The sequence below is a fragment of the Loktanella sp. PT4BL genome (assembly GCF_003201935.1).
Classification (GTDB): Bacteria; Pseudomonadota; Alphaproteobacteria; order Rhodobacterales; family Rhodobacteraceae; genus Yoonia.
Genome location: NZ_QJJL01000003.1, coordinates 352033 through 366234, shown reverse-complemented (window position 1 = coordinate 366234; position 14202 = coordinate 352033). Strand labels below are relative to the sequence as shown.

The 14202-nt window shown below is 58.4% G+C and carries 16 protein-coding genes and 1 other RNA gene; 12 read left to right on the top strand and 5 right to left on the bottom strand.

The genetic code is table 11. The features are described from left to right. An RNA gene (gene ffs, locus C7964_RS11580) (signal recognition particle sRNA small type) lies at positions 1 to 98 on the top strand. A 176-nt stretch (positions 99 to 274) separates the two neighbouring features. After that, positions 275 to 1312 carry a ribosome small subunit-dependent GTPase A gene (gene rsgA, locus C7964_RS11575; protein ID WP_110279816.1) on the top strand — a complete coding sequence of 346 codons (1038 nt, stop codon included), beginning with the start codon at positions 275 to 277 and terminating at the stop codon, positions 1310 to 1312. An 18-nt stretch (positions 1313 to 1330) separates the two neighbouring features. On the opposite strand, the gene C7964_RS11570 is transcribed toward rsgA, so the two are convergent. Next, a complete protein-coding gene (locus C7964_RS11570) occupies positions 1331 to 1804 on the bottom strand; it encodes a protein-tyrosine phosphatase family protein (protein ID WP_110279815.1) in 474 nt (157 codons plus the stop codon). Positions 1805 to 1873: 69 nt separating this feature from the next. Here C7964_RS11570 and C7964_RS11565 point away from each other — a divergent pair, with 69 nt between their 5' ends. From C7964_RS11565 to recR, 5 genes are all read left to right on the top strand, one after another. Continuing rightward, positions 1874 to 2236, top strand: coding sequence for a YidH family protein (locus tag C7964_RS11565; protein WP_110279814.1), 363 nt, complete (start codon positions 1874 to 1876; stop codon positions 2234 to 2236). A 67-nt stretch (positions 2237 to 2303) separates the two neighbouring features. After that, the gene (locus C7964_RS11560) at positions 2304 to 4055 is read left to right on the top strand and encodes a DNA polymerase III subunit gamma/tau (protein ID WP_110279813.1); all 1752 of its coding nucleotides are present in this window, start codon (positions 2304 to 2306) and stop codon (positions 4053 to 4055) included. Further along, positions 4031 to 4435, top strand: coding sequence for a hypothetical protein (locus C7964_RS11555; RefSeq protein WP_110279812.1), 405 nt, complete (start codon positions 4031 to 4033; stop codon positions 4433 to 4435). Before C7964_RS11560 ends, C7964_RS11555 begins: the two co-directional genes overlap by 25 nt. 11 nt (positions 4436 to 4446) lie before the next feature. Continuing rightward, positions 4447 to 4791, top strand: a complete 345-nt coding sequence (locus C7964_RS11550; RefSeq protein ID WP_055294031.1) for a YbaB/EbfC family nucleoid-associated protein — start codon at positions 4447 to 4449, stop codon at positions 4789 to 4791. Positions 4792 to 4870: 79 nt separating this feature from the next. Continuing rightward, on the top strand, positions 4871 to 5464 hold the full coding sequence (recR, locus tag C7964_RS11545; RefSeq protein WP_076659884.1) for a recombination mediator RecR: 594 nt from the start codon (positions 4871 to 4873) through the stop codon (positions 5462 to 5464). Here recR and C7964_RS11540 read toward each other — a convergent pair. Further along, positions 5461 to 6351 (bottom strand): LysR family transcriptional regulator, encoded by an 891-nt coding sequence (locus C7964_RS11540; RefSeq protein ID WP_110279811.1) that lies wholly within the window; start codon positions 6349 to 6351, stop codon positions 5461 to 5463. The genes recR and C7964_RS11540 overlap by 4 nt on opposite strands. Before the next feature lie 105 nt (positions 6352 to 6456). On the opposite strand from C7964_RS11540, the gene C7964_RS11535 reads away from it, so the two are divergent. Continuing rightward, positions 6457 to 7077, top strand: a complete 621-nt coding sequence (locus tag C7964_RS11535) for a class I SAM-dependent methyltransferase (protein WP_110279810.1) — start codon at positions 6457 to 6459, stop codon at positions 7075 to 7077. Between the two features lie 52 nt (positions 7078 to 7129). Here C7964_RS11535 and C7964_RS11530 read toward each other — a convergent pair whose 3' ends face one another. Beyond that, positions 7130 to 7882, bottom strand: a complete 753-nt coding sequence (locus C7964_RS11530; RefSeq protein ID WP_110279809.1) for a DUF1013 domain-containing protein — start codon at positions 7880 to 7882, stop codon at positions 7130 to 7132. A 137-nt stretch (positions 7883 to 8019) separates the two neighbouring features. Between C7964_RS11530 and C7964_RS11525 the strand changes: the two genes are divergently transcribed. Then, complete coding sequence (locus C7964_RS11525; protein WP_181417166.1) at positions 8020 to 8649, top strand: ribonuclease T2 family protein; 630 nt, start codon at positions 8020 to 8022, stop codon at positions 8647 to 8649. A gap of 62 nt (positions 8650 to 8711) precedes the next feature. Here the strand turns inward: C7964_RS11525 and C7964_RS11520 are convergent, their stop codons facing one another. Both C7964_RS11520 and C7964_RS11515 read right to left on the bottom strand, forming a co-directional pair. Beyond that, positions 8712 to 9017, bottom strand: a complete 306-nt coding sequence (locus C7964_RS11520) for a hypothetical protein (protein WP_146214853.1) — start codon at positions 9015 to 9017, stop codon at positions 8712 to 8714. Positions 9018 to 9124: 107 nt separating this feature from the next. Beyond that, the gene (locus C7964_RS11515; RefSeq protein ID WP_110279806.1) at positions 9125 to 9901 is read right to left on the bottom strand and encodes a hormone-sensitive lipase; all 777 of its coding nucleotides are present in this window, start codon (positions 9899 to 9901) and stop codon (positions 9125 to 9127) included. Between the two features lie 66 nt (positions 9902 to 9967). Here C7964_RS11515 and C7964_RS11510 point away from each other — a divergent pair, with 66 nt between their 5' ends. The 3 genes from C7964_RS11510 to C7964_RS11500 all read left to right on the top strand — a co-directional run bounded on the left by C7964_RS11510 (position 9968) and on the right by C7964_RS11500 (position 14199). Further along, the gene (locus C7964_RS11510) at positions 9968 to 11446 is read left to right on the top strand and encodes an NAD-dependent succinate-semialdehyde dehydrogenase (protein ID WP_110279805.1); all 1479 of its coding nucleotides are present in this window, start codon (positions 9968 to 9970) and stop codon (positions 11444 to 11446) included. 114 nt (positions 11447 to 11560) lie between these two features. Beyond that, entirely contained in the window at positions 11561 to 12097 is a 537-nt protein-coding gene (locus C7964_RS11505) for an RNA polymerase sigma factor (protein WP_181417189.1), read from the top strand. Next, a complete protein-coding gene (locus tag C7964_RS11500; RefSeq protein ID WP_110279804.1) occupies positions 12094 to 14199 on the top strand; it encodes a vWA domain-containing protein in 2106 nt (701 codons plus the stop codon). The genes C7964_RS11505 and C7964_RS11500 overlap by 4 nt, the downstream gene beginning before the upstream one ends. Positions 14200 to 14202 lie beyond the last annotated feature (3 nt).

Here is a 14202-nt window from a genome sequence, read left to right as displayed (position 1 = left end):
TGAGAGGTTGGCGCGGGCGAGCGCCTCGCCAACCTGGTCAGGTCCGGAAGGAAGCAGCCATAACGAGCCCCGCTTGGGTCGTTGTCAGCCTCTCACCTTTGATTTGCGCAGCAAATTGAAGGCAAACCCATCCAGCTAAGGAGGATGTTTATGATTGTCGCAAAAAACACTCTCCCGGCACGGGTGCGCTGAAGGCACTTCCGCCCCCTCGTCCGGTTGCAGCTGGCAGGTTCCCACCGCCAGCATCCTTCCCCCCTTTGACGAGGATATCTCATTGCCAGATCTGACACGCGACGCCCTCGGCTGGTCGCCATTCTTTATGTCTCAGCTTGAAATCGAAGAGCTGGAAACACTCACTCCTGCCCGCATCGCCACAGTCCACCGCGACCGTGTTGTGGGCTTTTCCGATATCGGCACGCTTGAACTGACACTTGATCCCGGCATCACGACAGCAGAAGTCGGCGTGGGCGACTGGGTGCTTTGCGCGCCGGAACAGCACAGGCTCGTGCGGATCCTGGATCGCAAAACCGAACTGACACGCGGCACCGAATATCACACTGGCGAAAAGCAACTGATTGCAGCTAACCTTGATACGCTGTTCATCACCTCATCATGCAACAACGATTTCAATCCGGCACGGCTTGAGCGGTATCTGGCCCTTGCCCATGACGCGATGATCACGCCCGTGATTTTATTGACCAAAGCCGACCAGACCGATGATCCTGATACCTATGTCGATCAGGCGCGCAGCTTGGGGCGCAATCTGGAGGTCATAGCACTGGATGCAAAAAACGATGACGTCCCCGCGGTTCTGGCCCCTTGGTGTGGGAAAGGGCAGACCGTTGCACTCGCGGGATCATCCGGCGTGGGCAAAACCACCCTTGCGAACGCGCTGACAGGCGGCAATGCCGCGACCCAAGCCATCCGAGAGGATGACGCGCGCGGGCGACATACAACGACGGGGCGGTCACTGCACCGGATGGCGACGGGTGGCTGGTTGATCGACACACCGGGGATGCGCGGCCTTGGGGTGGCGGAAGTGGCTTACGGGATCGACGCGACATTTCCCGAGATATCGGAACTGGCTACAACCTGTAAATTCCGTGATTGCGCCCATGAGAGCGAGCCGGGCTGTGCCGTACAGGCGGGTATTGCGGCGGGTCAGGTTGACCCTGAACGCCTCAAGCGGTTCAAGAAGCTGAAACGCGAAAACGAACAGGCAACCGAGACAATTGCGCAAGCGCGGGATCGGTCACGGAAGTTTGGCAAGATGGTGAAGTCGGCGATCAAGAAGAAACCGCGCAACACGTAAGGTGTATCAAGATCCACCTTACCCCTGATACGCCCAGTCCAGCTGCGGATCCGTTTCCACCGCACATGGGCGCACGGCCCGCAACCGCGCCAAAGCCCTCTCCGCATCTTCACCCGCCGCAATCATCAACCGCAGCACCATCATCCCCGAGCGCCCGCAGCCGCCAAAACAATGCACCAGAACGCGACCACCGCCGCGCAGCGTGCCCAGAACCTGATCGCGCACCACGGGCCAATCCAAATCCCGAGGCACACCAAAATCCGCAACAGGTAAATGCAGCCAGCCAATTCCTGCATTGGCAAGGTCCGCACCCAAAGTCCCCGCCCCTTTGCGATCCAACTCGGCCCGCGTTGTCATCGTCAGGACCAGATCAGGGTGCCAATCCATCAGGCGCAGCCAATCCGTATAGTAATGCCGCGTCCTGCCAGGCATGGGCGTGATTGCAATTGTGCCGCCCCCGACAGGCAAACTATGGATTACAAATTCAAGCACTTGGACCCCAAAAGACGAATTCCTCAACAAACCCTCGCAATTGCAGGGCCGGCATGTAGATTGAAGACCATGAGCGACAAAACCGAACAAGCCGAAAAGCGCACGGAGTGGTCAGAAGACCGCACGATCATGGCCAATGAGCGCACATTCTCAAGCTGGATGGGCACCGGCCTTGGTGCCATCGGTGTGGCCATCGGCCTCAAGGCCGTCTTTGGTGCGTTTGAACCGACGTGGGCGGCCAAACTGGTCGCAAGTCTCTTTCTGGGTGTGGCGATTGCCATCTTTTGGTCCGCGCGCAGTCAGGCCTGCAAGACCTATGCGCGCCTTCATGAGCGCGATATCGAGGCCACACCAACCCGCAATTACACCATGCTTGCCAGCATCATGACTGTGGCCGCGTTGGCCACAGGGATCATCCTGTGGTCGCTCTGATGTGGTAGACCTTAGGGGGCGCTGCCCCTAGTCTAGCCCAACGACCGAATCCTCACCAAAGGCCGCCATGTCCGATCAGCCCCAATACCAAGTGCTTGCCCGCAAATACCGGCCCGAAACCTTTGCCGATATGGTCGGGCAGGATGCGATGGTGCGCACCCTGAAGAACGCTTTTGCCGCGGACCGGATCGCACAGGCCTTTATCATGACCGGTATTCGCGGCACCGGTAAGACAACTACCGCGCGGATCATCGCCAAGGGCATGAACTGTATCGGCCCTGACGGCACGGGCGGGCCGACAACCGAACCCTGCGGGCAGTGCGAACATTGCGTGGCGATCATGGAAGGCCGTCATGTCGACGTGATGGAAATGGACGCAGCCTCACGTACAGGCGTGGGCGACATTCGGGAAATCATCGATTCGGTGCATTACCGCGCGGCCTCGGCCCGGTTCAAGATCTACATCATCGACGAAGTGCACATGCTGTCCAAAAACGCGTTCAATGCGCTTCTGAAGACACTGGAAGAACCGCCCGAGCACGTCAAATTCATCTTTGCCACGACCGAAATCAGGCAGGTGCCTGTCACCGTCCTGTCCCGCTGCCAGCGCTTTGACCTGCGGCGGATCGAGCCGGAAACGCAAATTGCCCTGCTGCGCAAAATTGCGACCGCCGAGGGGGCCGAGATCACCGATGAGGCACTCGCGCTGATCACCCGTGCTGCCGAAGGGTCAGCCCGCGATGCGCAATCGCTGCTGGATCAGGCCATCAGCCATGGCGCGGGAGAAACCACCGCCGATCAGGTCCGTGCGATGCTGGGGCTGGCGGATCGTGGGCGGGTGCTGGACCTCTTTGACATGATCCTGCGCGGCGAGGCGGCAGCCGCCCTGACCGAATTGTCCGGCCAATATGCCGACGGCGCCGATCCGATGGCGGTGCTGCGCGATCTGGCCGAGGTTTGCCACTGGATCAGCGTGATCAAGATCACGCCCGAGGCCGCCGAAGACCCCACGATTGGCCCCGATGAGCGCACACGCGGTCAGGCCATGGCCAGCAATCTGCCCATGCGGGTGCTGTCACGGATGTGGCAGATGCTGCTCAAAGCACTAGAGGAAGTGGCCATTGCCCCCAACGCCATGATGGCGGCTGAGATGGCGGTCATCCGGCTGACCCATGTGGCTGATCTGCCAAGCCCCGAAGAACTCGTGCGCAAGCTGCAGGACGCCACACCACCTGCGGGTGGCGGCGGCCCGTCGCGTGGGCGCCCTGCCCCGCAAGGTGGCAGCACCCATGCGATCAGCGGCACGCCCGCACCCACCCATGCCAGCCCCGGCGGACATTCCGCATCCGGTGCGCAAACAGCACGCGCCCTTGATACAGACGCGCTCCAGCACTACGCGCGGTTCGAGGATGTCGTCGAACTGATCCGCACCCATCGTGATGTCAAACTGCTGGTCGAGGTGGAAACGGGCCTGCGTCTTGTCAGCTATCAGCCGGGCCGGATCGAAGTGAACCCGACGCCTGACGCCGCACGCGATCTGGTTGGTCGTCTGGGCGCGCGCCTGCAAGCATGGACCGGCAATCGCTGGGCGATCAGCGTCGTCGACGGTGGCGGACCGACCATCGCCGAAACACGGGATGCCGCCGAAAACGCGATCCTGCAAGAGGCACAAGACCACCCTTTGGTCAAAGCGGTCATCGCGGCATTTCCCAAAGCCAAGATCACCGAAATCCGGACCGAGGCCGAAAAAGCGCAGCACGCATTGGAAGACGCGCTGCCCGAAGTGGATGAAGAATGGGACCCGTTCGACGAGGACTGATCTGTGCGGCTGCACTCGCGGCCCCCCTGCCTGCATGGGCTGAGGTCTGCACCCAGCAACGCCCCGGCTGGGACGGTGTCCCGGTCACGGCTCTGGGCGAACTGCTGTTCCTTTTGCAAACGCCCATTGTGCTGATCCTGATTATCGCCACCGCCCTTGCCGTGCGGTTTCGCAGTGAATGGGGCGGGCTTGTCGTTGTTGTCGGCTGGAGCCTCTCGACCTTTCTTGCCACAGGATGGGGCAGCACGGGTGAAACGCGCGCGCTTGCCATGAGCGAAGGCTGCATCGGAAATTCCACCCTCTTCATCCTCTTTGCCGCACTGGTGTGTATCGGTGTCGTGCTCTACACTGCGCCATTGAAACGCGACAAAAAAGAATAGGAGATCGCTAGATGCTCAAAGGACTTGGTGGCCTTGGCGACATGGCCAAGATGATGAAACAGGCGCAAGAAATGCAGGGCAAAATGGCCCAGATGCAGGAAGACCTTGAAAACATCATGGTCGAGGGCGTCAGCGGTGCGGGTCTTGTGAAAGCCACCGCAACCGCCAAAGGTGAGCTGAAGGGCCTCGATATTGATCCGTCGATCTTCAACGGCGACGACAAGGAAGTCGTCGAAGACCTGATCCTGGCGGCGATCAAAGATGCGCAGGGCAAAGCGACCGCGCGCGCGCAGGAAGAAATGAGCAAACTGACAGAAGGCCTGGGTCTTCCACCGGGCATGAACCTGCCTTTCTGAAGCCCGAGAATTTTTGGCAAAAATTCTCAGGCCGCCAGAACAAATTTCGCGAAATTTGTTCGCGGCTGATGTGAGCACCATGACAAACGGCACCGAAGACCTCGATAATCTGATCGCACTGATGGCCAAGCTGCCGGGGCTTGGCCCCCGGTCTGCGCGGCGCGCTGTGCTGCATCTGATCAAAAAGCGGTCTCTGGTGCTGTTGCCCTTGGCCGATGCAATGCAACGGGTCGGGGCAACGGTGCGCGAATGCCTGAACTGCGGCAATGTCTGCACAACGGATATTTGCGAGATTTGCAATTCCGAGAAACGCGCCACAGGACAGATCGCCGTTGTCGAGGATGTGGCCGATCTATGGGCGATGGAACGGTCCCAAGTCTTCAAGGGGCGCTACCATGTTCTGGGCGGCACACTCTCTGCCCTCGATGCTATCGGGCCGGAGGAATTGCGCATCCCCAAGCTGATCGACCGGATCAAGACCGAGAACGTGACCGAGGTGATTCTTGCCTTGGGCGCCACGATAGACGGGCAAACGACCGCACATTACATCGCCGATCAATTGCCCGGCATCACAGTCACCTCACTGGCCCAAGGTGTGCCTGTGGGTGGTGAGCTTGACTATCTGGACGACGGCACGATTACGGCAGCATTGAACGCGCGCAAAGCGCTTTAATCGCAGTCAAAGGCCTGTACCAAAGCATCAAAGACAATCCTGATCCGGCGGCTCGTGCGCAGTTCACGGTGGGTTACGATCCACACCGGAAAGGTGATCGGCGTCGCGTCCGAAAGCAGCGTTTCGACCCCTTCCACATGTGGCCAGAGCTTGTCCGGCCCCACCATAATACCCAGACCCGCGCGCATCATCTCCCACATCACCACCCCGCTGTCCGAATTTGCCTTGAACTGATCAGGGGAAATTGTGACGCCGCGGTCCTGCATGAATGCCAGCATCTGGGTGGTATCGCGTGGGCCAACAAAAACATGTTTCGCAAGGTCGGCCTCAGTCCGTGGCCTGCCATACTCAGCGAGGTAATCGGCAGAGGCATAATAGGCGGCCTTTGCATCCCGAAGCTGTCTGGCGATCAGATCCGGCTGGTCGGGGCGCACATGGCGAATGGCGATATCGGCGTCACGCCGTGTCAGGTTTTCGAGCCGGTTCGAGGCGACAACTTCAACGATGATCCCGCGTGCGTCCTGCCGCAGCTTTTTCAGAACCGGCACCAAAAAACCCGCAGCAAGCAAATCGCTCGCCGTAATCGAAACATGACCCGCAACATCGCGCGACTGCCCTGATGCAACCATCGAAATCCGGCTGGCCGCATCACCCATCGCCTGCACATGTTCCAGCAAATCATGGCCAGCTGATGTCATGACCAGAGACCGGCCTGAACGTTCGAACAAAGTGACGCCCAGATCACGCTCCAATGCGCTGACCTGCCGTCCGATGGTGGGCTGGGTCGCGCGCAATGCCCGCGCAGCAGCACTCAGCGAACCTTCCTCGGCAGTCGCAAGAAAGGCCCGTATCTGGTTCCAGTCAAATGAGACAGCCTGCCAATTCATGCATTAATGTATATCTATCTCGCATATTTTCGCAATTTATAACTGATCAACGTATAGGTAAGCTGCGCCGATCGAGATTACATGACCGACAAAGGAACCAAACCAATGGCCACCGCCGCGTTCTGGGACAAAGCCGCAAAGAAATATGCCGCGTCGCCTATCAAGGACATCGCCGCCTATGAAGAAACACTTGCGCGCACGCGCCACTATCTGTCGGCAGAGGATCATTTGCTTGAAGTGGGTTGCGGCACTGGCAGCACCGCAATCAAACTGGCGCCTTATGTCAGGCGGATCACAGCCACGGACATATCGGGCAACATGATTGCGATCGCACAAAGCAAGATCACGGGCGACGGGCCGCAAAATATCGACTTTGTGGAATCAGAGATCAACGTCGCCATGGCCGACGCCCCGTTTGATGCGGCCTGCGCCTTCAGCCTTTTGCACCTTGTCGATGACCTTGACAAAACACTGCTGCATTTGCACAAGCAGATCAAACCGGGTGGCTACTTTATTTCCAAGACCGCCTGCCTTGCCGATATGAATATGCTGATCAGACCCATGATCAAAGTGATGCAGATGATCGGCAAAGCGCCGCATGTTCTGGTCTTTGATGCAGGCGGGCTGGAAAGGGCCATAAGCAAAGCAGGTTTCGACGTGGTCGAAGCAGGATACTTTGGCACAAACAATGCAGCACGGTTCATCGTGGCCCGCAGACCATCATAGACAAAGAAAAAGGGCGCCTTCCGTTTCGGGGCGCCCTCTTTGAATTCTCGGCCTAGTCGTCCTTGTCGTCGTCATCCGGCAGATTGAAGAAGCTATCCGCATCAGAGACATCGCGGTTATCATCTTCTTCCTCCTCCTCATCACGCGGATCAGAGAGGCTGAAAGTCTCAAGACCGGCCAGTGCGCTAGGCATCTTCGGCTCAGCCGGCATACCAAGCGATTGCTCGGTGCTGACAAGCTTGCGGCGCTCGTCATCGGTCATTGCTGCGCCTTCCTTGGCCTTTTTGGCGTTGGCTTTTTGCACAGCGGCATCAAGTTCGGACTGCTTGCACAGTCCCAGAGCGACCGGATCAATCGGATCAATGTTGTTGATGTTCCAGTGTGTCCGCTCGCGGATCGCCTGAATGGTCGGCTTGGTTGTGCCCACCAGTTTTGAAATCTGACCGTCGGTCAGTTCGGGGTGGAATTTCACCAGCCAATAGATCGACGCAGGGCGGTCCTGACGCTTGGACAGCGGTGTATAGCGCGGGCCACGGCGTTTTTCTTCACCAGCAGCAGCAGCGTAATATTTTAGCTTGAGCTTATGCTTCGGATCAGCTTCGGCCTTGTCCAGCTCTTCTTGTGTCAACTGGTTGTTGGCAATCGGGTCAAACCCTTTGACGCCAGCCGCCACATCACCATCTGCGATACCCTGCACTTCCAGCTCGTGGAAACCGCAGAAATCGGCAATCTGCTTGAAGGTCAGCGTTGTGTTGTCGCAAAGCCAGACAGCAGTCGCTTTGGCCATAATCGGTTTATCGGACATCTTTTCATCTCCATCTTATCAGCAGACAAGCCTTTCCCGCGCCCTTGATCTGGGCAGACTGTGGTAACAGCCGGGTTCGCATTGTCGGGGAACTTGCAGGCTATATAATAAAGCTGATGAAATTTGGAAAGATCAAAATGCACCGACTGCTTGTCCTGCTTTGCCTCATGGCCACGCCAGTCACTGCCCAAGACCGCGCAGGTGACTTTGATTACTACGTCATGTCGCTTTCGTGGTCGGCAAACTGGTGTGCGCTGGAAGGTGATGCGCGCGGGTCGCCGCAATGTGATCCGTCAGCGGACTTCGGCTGGATCCTGCACGGGCTCTGGCCGCAATACGAAAGCGGGTATCCGGCAAACTGTCCGACCGGCGAAAGATCTCCCAGTCGCAGCGATACCGCGGCCATGGCGGATATCATGGGAACATCGGGACTTGCCTGGCATCAATGGCGCAAACACGGAGTGTGTTCGGGATTGTCGTCCGAGGAATACTTCGCGCTTTCGCGCGAAGCCTATGGCCGCATCAACCGCCCCGAAGTGTTTCGCGCTTTGACGCGCCAAGTGACTCTGCCCGCATCGTTGATCGAAGAGGCGTTTCTAAAGGAAAATGCAGCGCTTGAAGCCGACCAGATCACGATCACATGCAAATCCGGCTATATTCAGGAAGCGCGGATTTGCCTGACGCGTGATCTGGAGTTTCGTGATTGCGGGCGGGACGTGATCCGTGATTGCACGATGACCAGCGCGCAGTTTGATCCGATGCGATAGCCAAAAGAAAAGGCACTGCAAATGCAGTGCCTCAAGAACTGTCTAATCTGGCTCTGGCCGGATCAGCTATTGCTTGGCTCCGGCTCGGATACAACACGGCTGCCGTCTTTCAAAATAATCTCGCCGCGTGCATCCTGACACTTTGGTGTACCGTCGCGGTTCAGGCGGGGGGTCATGTATCCTTCGATCCCGTCGTCGATGTACCAGTGCTGGCATCCGTCAGGATCAATCCAGACATTTGCAACGCCGTCCCGCAGGAAACCGCCGTCGACGCCGCCATCTGTCACACTGTTGTCATCACCGGACCGCTCGCATGCGACCAAAGTCATTGCGATCAAGATAGCAAATGCGCCGCGCAAAATATTCATATCAAAACCACCCAATTTCTCGCGCGAATCGCGCAATAAACATCAACATCACGCGTTTATAAGTTGAGATTATCGTTAGGTCTACCGACACAAGACTGTCCAATTGGCTACGTCGCCAGCAATGCTACCGTCAGTGCACTGTCAGGATGACAGAGCGGTTCGATCACATCGAAATGATGGCGGTCCGGCGCGACAATCCGTTCGCAAGTCCAGGCATTCGCGAGGATGCGCGATTGCTCCAGAAAGGCCGGCCTTTCATCCGCACCCACGCAGACCGTCACGGGGACCTGCGGCTTTGGCAGATGGATCGGGCTTTCGGTCAAAACCTCTGCCGCATCCAGTTTGAGATCCGCATTCATGGATGTCTGCATCAAAGGAGCCAGATCACCCAAAGGCGAAATTGGCACGACTTTCGCAACCCTCTCCTGCCAACGCGCACCGACGCGTCTAGCTGTCATCCGCGCCACCAATTGCCCTCCGGCTGAATGGCCGGTCAACCGGATCGGCCCAAGGACGCGGCCAGCAGCAAATGCGATCGCAGCGGCGATTTGATTGCCGATGTCCGTGATACGGACCGCAGGACAAAGATCGTATGACGGCATTGCGACGGCCCACCCCTGCGCAAGAGGGCCTGCTGCCAGATGCGACCAGTCAGATTTGTCCGACATCAGCCAATAGCCACCGTGAACAAAGACCAGCAAACCTTTGGCAAGGCGGGGTGGATGAAACAGATCGAGCTTCTGGCGCGCACTCTCACCATAGGGCAAATCAAGTTCACACAGTGTCTTTTCGCGAAATTGCGCCGCGGCCTTTGCCCAACGCGCGGGATAGGTATCGCCACCCGGAATATAGGCCGCGTTCGCATATGCCTCGTCCAATTCCATCATATCCCCCCTTTACGGCACCTGCCCGCATGGTTCAGATAGCGCTGAAACCGATAGGAGGCCACCATGCTTGACGAAATGACGAACCTGAAATCCATGTTGTCACGTCCTGATCTGCTTTGCGAAGACACGCTTGTCGCAGGTGAATGGGTGCAAGCAGCGGACGGCAAGACCTTTGACGTCATCAATCCTGCGCGCGGCGACGTGATTGCAAAAGTGCCTGACCTGTCGGTCGCAGAGGTGGAAAAAGCGGTCGCAGCAGCCGATGCCGCACGCAAGCCTTGGGCTGCACGTGCGGCCAAAGAACGCGCGAACGTGTTGCGCAAGTGGTTTGATCTGATGATGAAGCATCAGGAAGACCTCGCCATCATCATGACCGCCGAACAAGGCAAACCGCTGGCCGAGGCACGCGGCGAAGTCGCCTATGGCGCGTCTTTCGTGGAATGGTTCGCAGAAGAGGCCAAGCGCGTTTACGGCGAAACAATCCCCGGACACATGGCGGACAAGCGCATCACCGTCATCAAACAGCCCATCGGCGTGGCCGCCGGGATCACCCCTTGGAACTTCCCCAACGCGATGATCGCGCGCAAAGTGGCCCCTGCCCTCGCTGCGGGCTGCGCTTTCGTGATCAAACCATCGGAACTGACGCCGCTTTCCGCGCTCGCCATGGCGAAACTGGCGCAAGAGGCGGGCGTGCCGGACGGGTTGTTCTCGGTCATCACCTCCACCGATGCCCCCGCCATCGGCAAAGCGTTCTGCGACATCCCCGCGGTGCGCAAACTGACCTTCACCGGATCAACACAAGTGGGCCGGATCCTATTGGCGCAAGCGGCCGATCAGGTTATGAAATGCTCGATGGAACTGGGTGGCAACGCGCCTTTCATTGTCTTTGATGACGCCGATCTTGACGCGGCTGTCGAAGGGGCCATCGCGTGTAAATTCCGCAACAACGGCCAGACCTGCGTTTGTGCCAACCGCATCTACGTGCAGGCAGGCGTCTATGATGCTTTCGCCGCCAAGTTCAAAACCGCCGTCGAAGCGCTGCGCGTCGGCGACGGCATGGCCGAGGGCACGACACTGGGCCCCCTGATCGAACCCAAGGCTGTCACCAAGGTCCAGGAACACCTCGCGGATGCGCTCTCGAAAGGTGCTGAAATCCTGACCGGCGGCAAACCGCATGATCTGGGCGGGCAATTTTTTGAGCCCACGATTGTCACCAACGCGACCAAAGAGATGTTGGTCAGCACAGACGAAACCTTCGGCCCTTTCGCCCCGCTTTTCAAATTCGAGGACGAGGATGATGTAATCGCGCTGGCTAATGACACGATCTTTGGCCTTGCTTCGTATTTCTACGCCAAGGACCTCAGCCGCGTGACCAAAGTGGCCGAAGCGCTGGAGTACGGGATTGTGGGTGTGAACACCGGCATCATCTCGACCGAGGTGGCACCCTTTGGTGGCGTGAAACAGTCAGGGCTGGGGCGCGAGGGATCGCACCACGGGATCGAGGACTATCTCGAGCTGAAGTATATTTGCACCGGTGTGTGAGCCGGAATGTAAGGTGGATCTTGATCCACCTTACGCAAAACCCCTCATTTTTAATAAAACGACAATCCCCGCCAAGGATTGACGATCCACGCGCGTCAAACCACCGTGATGCGTATGATGACAAGCGACGAGGACCTTGCTGATGCAGCTGCCGCCGGTGACGGGGCCGCTTTTGCAAGCCTGCTTGATCGTCATTATGATCGTCTCTTTGCATTTTGTTTCCGGCTGACCGGATCACGCACAGAGGCCGAGGACCTGACCCAGGACATCTGCGCCGCACTGCCCGCAAAACTCGCCAGCTACGGGCGGCGCGCCAAGGTCACCACCTGGCTTTACCGCGTCGCCGTCAACGCCGCCCACGACCGGCGACGCAAGCGCGCGACCTATGCCAAAGCGACAACCGGCTGGGGGGACTGGGAAGTGAACCGCACCGCTGCCATGGCAGATACGACCGACAAACTGGATTGGCTGACTGCTGCGATGAATGCGCTCTCCGACGACCTGCGCGACACGCTCGCACTTGTGCTTGACGACATGACCCACGCGCAGGCGGCAGAGGTGCTGCAAGTCCCGGAAGGGACGGTCAGCTGGCGCATCTCGGAAGCAAAGAAAGCCCTGCGTGCCATGAAAGAACAGGAGGACATTGTATGACCGATGACCTGAATGACCTCAAAGCGATGATGGATGCGGCGACACCGCGTCCTGATTTAGCGCGCCGTGCGGAAAATATCGCGCTGGCGCAGAAAAACTTTGCAGACCTCCAAGGATCAGCGCAGGCCGCGCGTCCCACTGCTGTAACCGGGCCGAAGGGCCTTTGGACAGGAGTGAAGACAATGCTGAGCACCATAACCACCAAAGGCGGCCTGACTGCCACCACCGCCCTTGTCGCATGCGGTTTTCTGATCATGACACCGCAAGGCCAGGACCTGCTGCGACCACCATCATCCCCGCAAATTACGGTGACCGAGTTCAATCGTGCGATCGTGCCGCCGGAGGCCGTGTCCGGGTCAGCTACGGTTGCAGCACCACGAGAGGACACATTTGCATCGCAGCCCCAGGATATTGCGACGGCACCTGCCGTTGATTTGACCCCCAACCTCAATACGGCAGATCGGTCGCGCGTCACCGCCAAGTCACTGCCACAAGTCACAGCGGACGCAGATATCTTGCAACAGCAAGCAGCCGAAATTGCAGAAGGCATGACTCAAGGTCAGGCCATGGCGGCAACAACCATGCAAACATCGCGTGTGGCCCCTACGTTGAATGATGAACAGGCAATGCCTCGACTGGCTCCGGAACGCGTTGTTGTGGCACCACCGCCGCAGGCGGACGATGCCATGGTTTCTCCCGCCCCGTCGACCGAGAGCTTTGCCAACATTGCAGCAAGCCCGCTCAAAATCACCGCCGAAGAGCCGGTTTCGACATTCTCGATTGACGTTGATACCGCCAGCTACGCACTTGTCAGGTCGTCCCTGTCACGTGGTGAACTGCCGCCGCGCGAAGCCGTGCGCATTGAAGAGATGATCAATTACTTCCCTTATGATTATCCGACACCCGACGCAGGCGAAGCGCCCTTCCGTCCGACCGTGACGACATTCCAGACGCCGTGGAATGCAAACACGCAGCTCGTGCATATCGCTCTGCAAGGGCGGTCGCCCGAGATGACCGCGCGGCCTCCTTTGAACCTGGTGTTTCTTATCGACACATCCGGCTCGATGGATGATCCGGCAAAACTGCCGCTGCTGAAGCAATCGTTCCGCCTGATGCTTGACCAATTGCGCCCGCAAGATCAGGTCGCCATCGTGGAATATGCAGGCAGCGCAGGTCAGGTGCTGGCGCCCACCAACGCATCCGAACGCACCACGATCTTGCAAGCGCTCCAATCGCTCGGAGCGGGGGGGGCAACCAACGGGCAAGGCGGCTTGGAACAGGCCTATGCGGTCGCGGACACTATGGCAGAGGCTGGTGAAGTTAGCCGCATCATCCTTGCAACTGATGGCGATTTCAATGTCGGCATCGACAATCCGGACGCGCTGAAAGATTTCATCGCGGATCGTCGGGAAACAGGCACTTATCTCAGCGTGCTGGGTTTTGGCCGTGGTAATCTGGATGATGCGACAATGCAGGCGCTTGCCCAGAACGGGAACGGAACGGCTGCTTATATCGATACGCTTTCCGAGGCGCAAAAGGTGCTTGTGGACCAGCTTTCGGGCGCGCTGTTTCCCATCGCAGGCGATGTCAAAGTCCAGGTTGAGTTCAACCCCGCCCAAATCGCGGAATACCGGCTGATCGGCTATGAAACGCGCGGGCTTAGGCGTGAGGAGTTCAATAATGATGCGGTTGATGCAGGTGAGTTAGGGGCAGGCCATGCTGTCACCGCGATCTACGAGGTTACACCCGTCGGTAGCCCGGCACAATTAAGTGATCCACTGCGCTATGCCCCGAGCACGGTGGCTGAGACGTCAGACGAGCTCGGATTTTTGAAACTGCGCTACAAAGCACCCGGCGAGGATGTGAGCCAATTGCTTAAAACGCCAATCACCGGAAATGGTGCACCAGGGACAGAGGCGAATTTTGCGGCTGCGATTGCAGGTTTCGGACAGCTTTTGCGCGGTGACGACCATTTGGGCGATTGGGGCTACGCGGATGCGATCACACTTGCTGCGGCCAACCGCGGCGAGGATACTTTTGGCTATCGCACCGAGGCCGTGCAATTGATGCGTTTGGCGGAAAGCCTGTCGCGCGCTGAATAAAAG

Bases quoted from the DNA above. Each gene is read 5' to 3' on its own strand.
- C7964_RS11555 (WP_110279812.1), top strand. From the start codon at position 4,031: ATGGGACCCGTTCGACGAGGACTGATCTGTGCGGCTGCACTCGCGGCC.
- C7964_RS11560 (WP_110279813.1), top strand. From the start codon at position 2,304: ATGTCCGATCAGCCCCAATACCAAGTGCTTGCCCGCAAATACCGGCCC.
- C7964_RS11530 (WP_110279809.1), bottom strand. From the start codon at position 7,882: ATGTCCGATAAACCGATTATGGCCAAAGCGACTGCTGTCTGGCTTTGC.
- C7964_RS11535 (WP_110279810.1), top strand. From the start codon at position 6,457: ATGGCCACCGCCGCGTTCTGGGACAAAGCCGCAAAGAAATATGCCGCG.
- C7964_RS11515 (WP_110279806.1), bottom strand. From the start codon at position 9,901: ATGGAATTGGACGAGGCATATGCGAACGCGGCCTATATTCCGGGTGGC.
- C7964_RS11565 (WP_110279814.1), top strand. From the start codon at position 1,874: ATGAGCGACAAAACCGAACAAGCCGAAAAGCGCACGGAGTGGTCAGAA.
- recR (WP_076659884.1), top strand. From the start codon at position 4,871: ATGACAAACGGCACCGAAGACCTCGATAATCTGATCGCACTGATGGCC.
- C7964_RS11520 (WP_146214853.1), bottom strand. From the start codon at position 9,017: ATGAATATTTTGCGCGGCGCATTTGCTATCTTGATCGCAATGACTTTG.
- C7964_RS11540 (WP_110279811.1), bottom strand. From the start codon at position 6,351: ATGAATTGGCAGGCTGTCTCATTTGACTGGAACCAGATACGGGCCTTT.
- C7964_RS11505 (WP_181417189.1), top strand. From the start codon at position 11,561: ATGATGACAAGCGACGAGGACCTTGCTGATGCAGCTGCCGCCGGTGAC.
- C7964_RS11510 (WP_110279805.1), top strand. From the start codon at position 9,968: ATGCTTGACGAAATGACGAACCTGAAATCCATGTTGTCACGTCCTGAT.
- C7964_RS11550 (WP_055294031.1), top strand. From the start codon at position 4,447: ATGCTCAAAGGACTTGGTGGCCTTGGCGACATGGCCAAGATGATGAAA.
- C7964_RS11525 (WP_181417166.1), top strand. From the start codon at position 8,020: ATGCACCGACTGCTTGTCCTGCTTTGCCTCATGGCCACGCCAGTCACT.
- C7964_RS11500 (WP_110279804.1), top strand. From the start codon at position 12,094: ATGACCGATGACCTGAATGACCTCAAAGCGATGATGGATGCGGCGACA.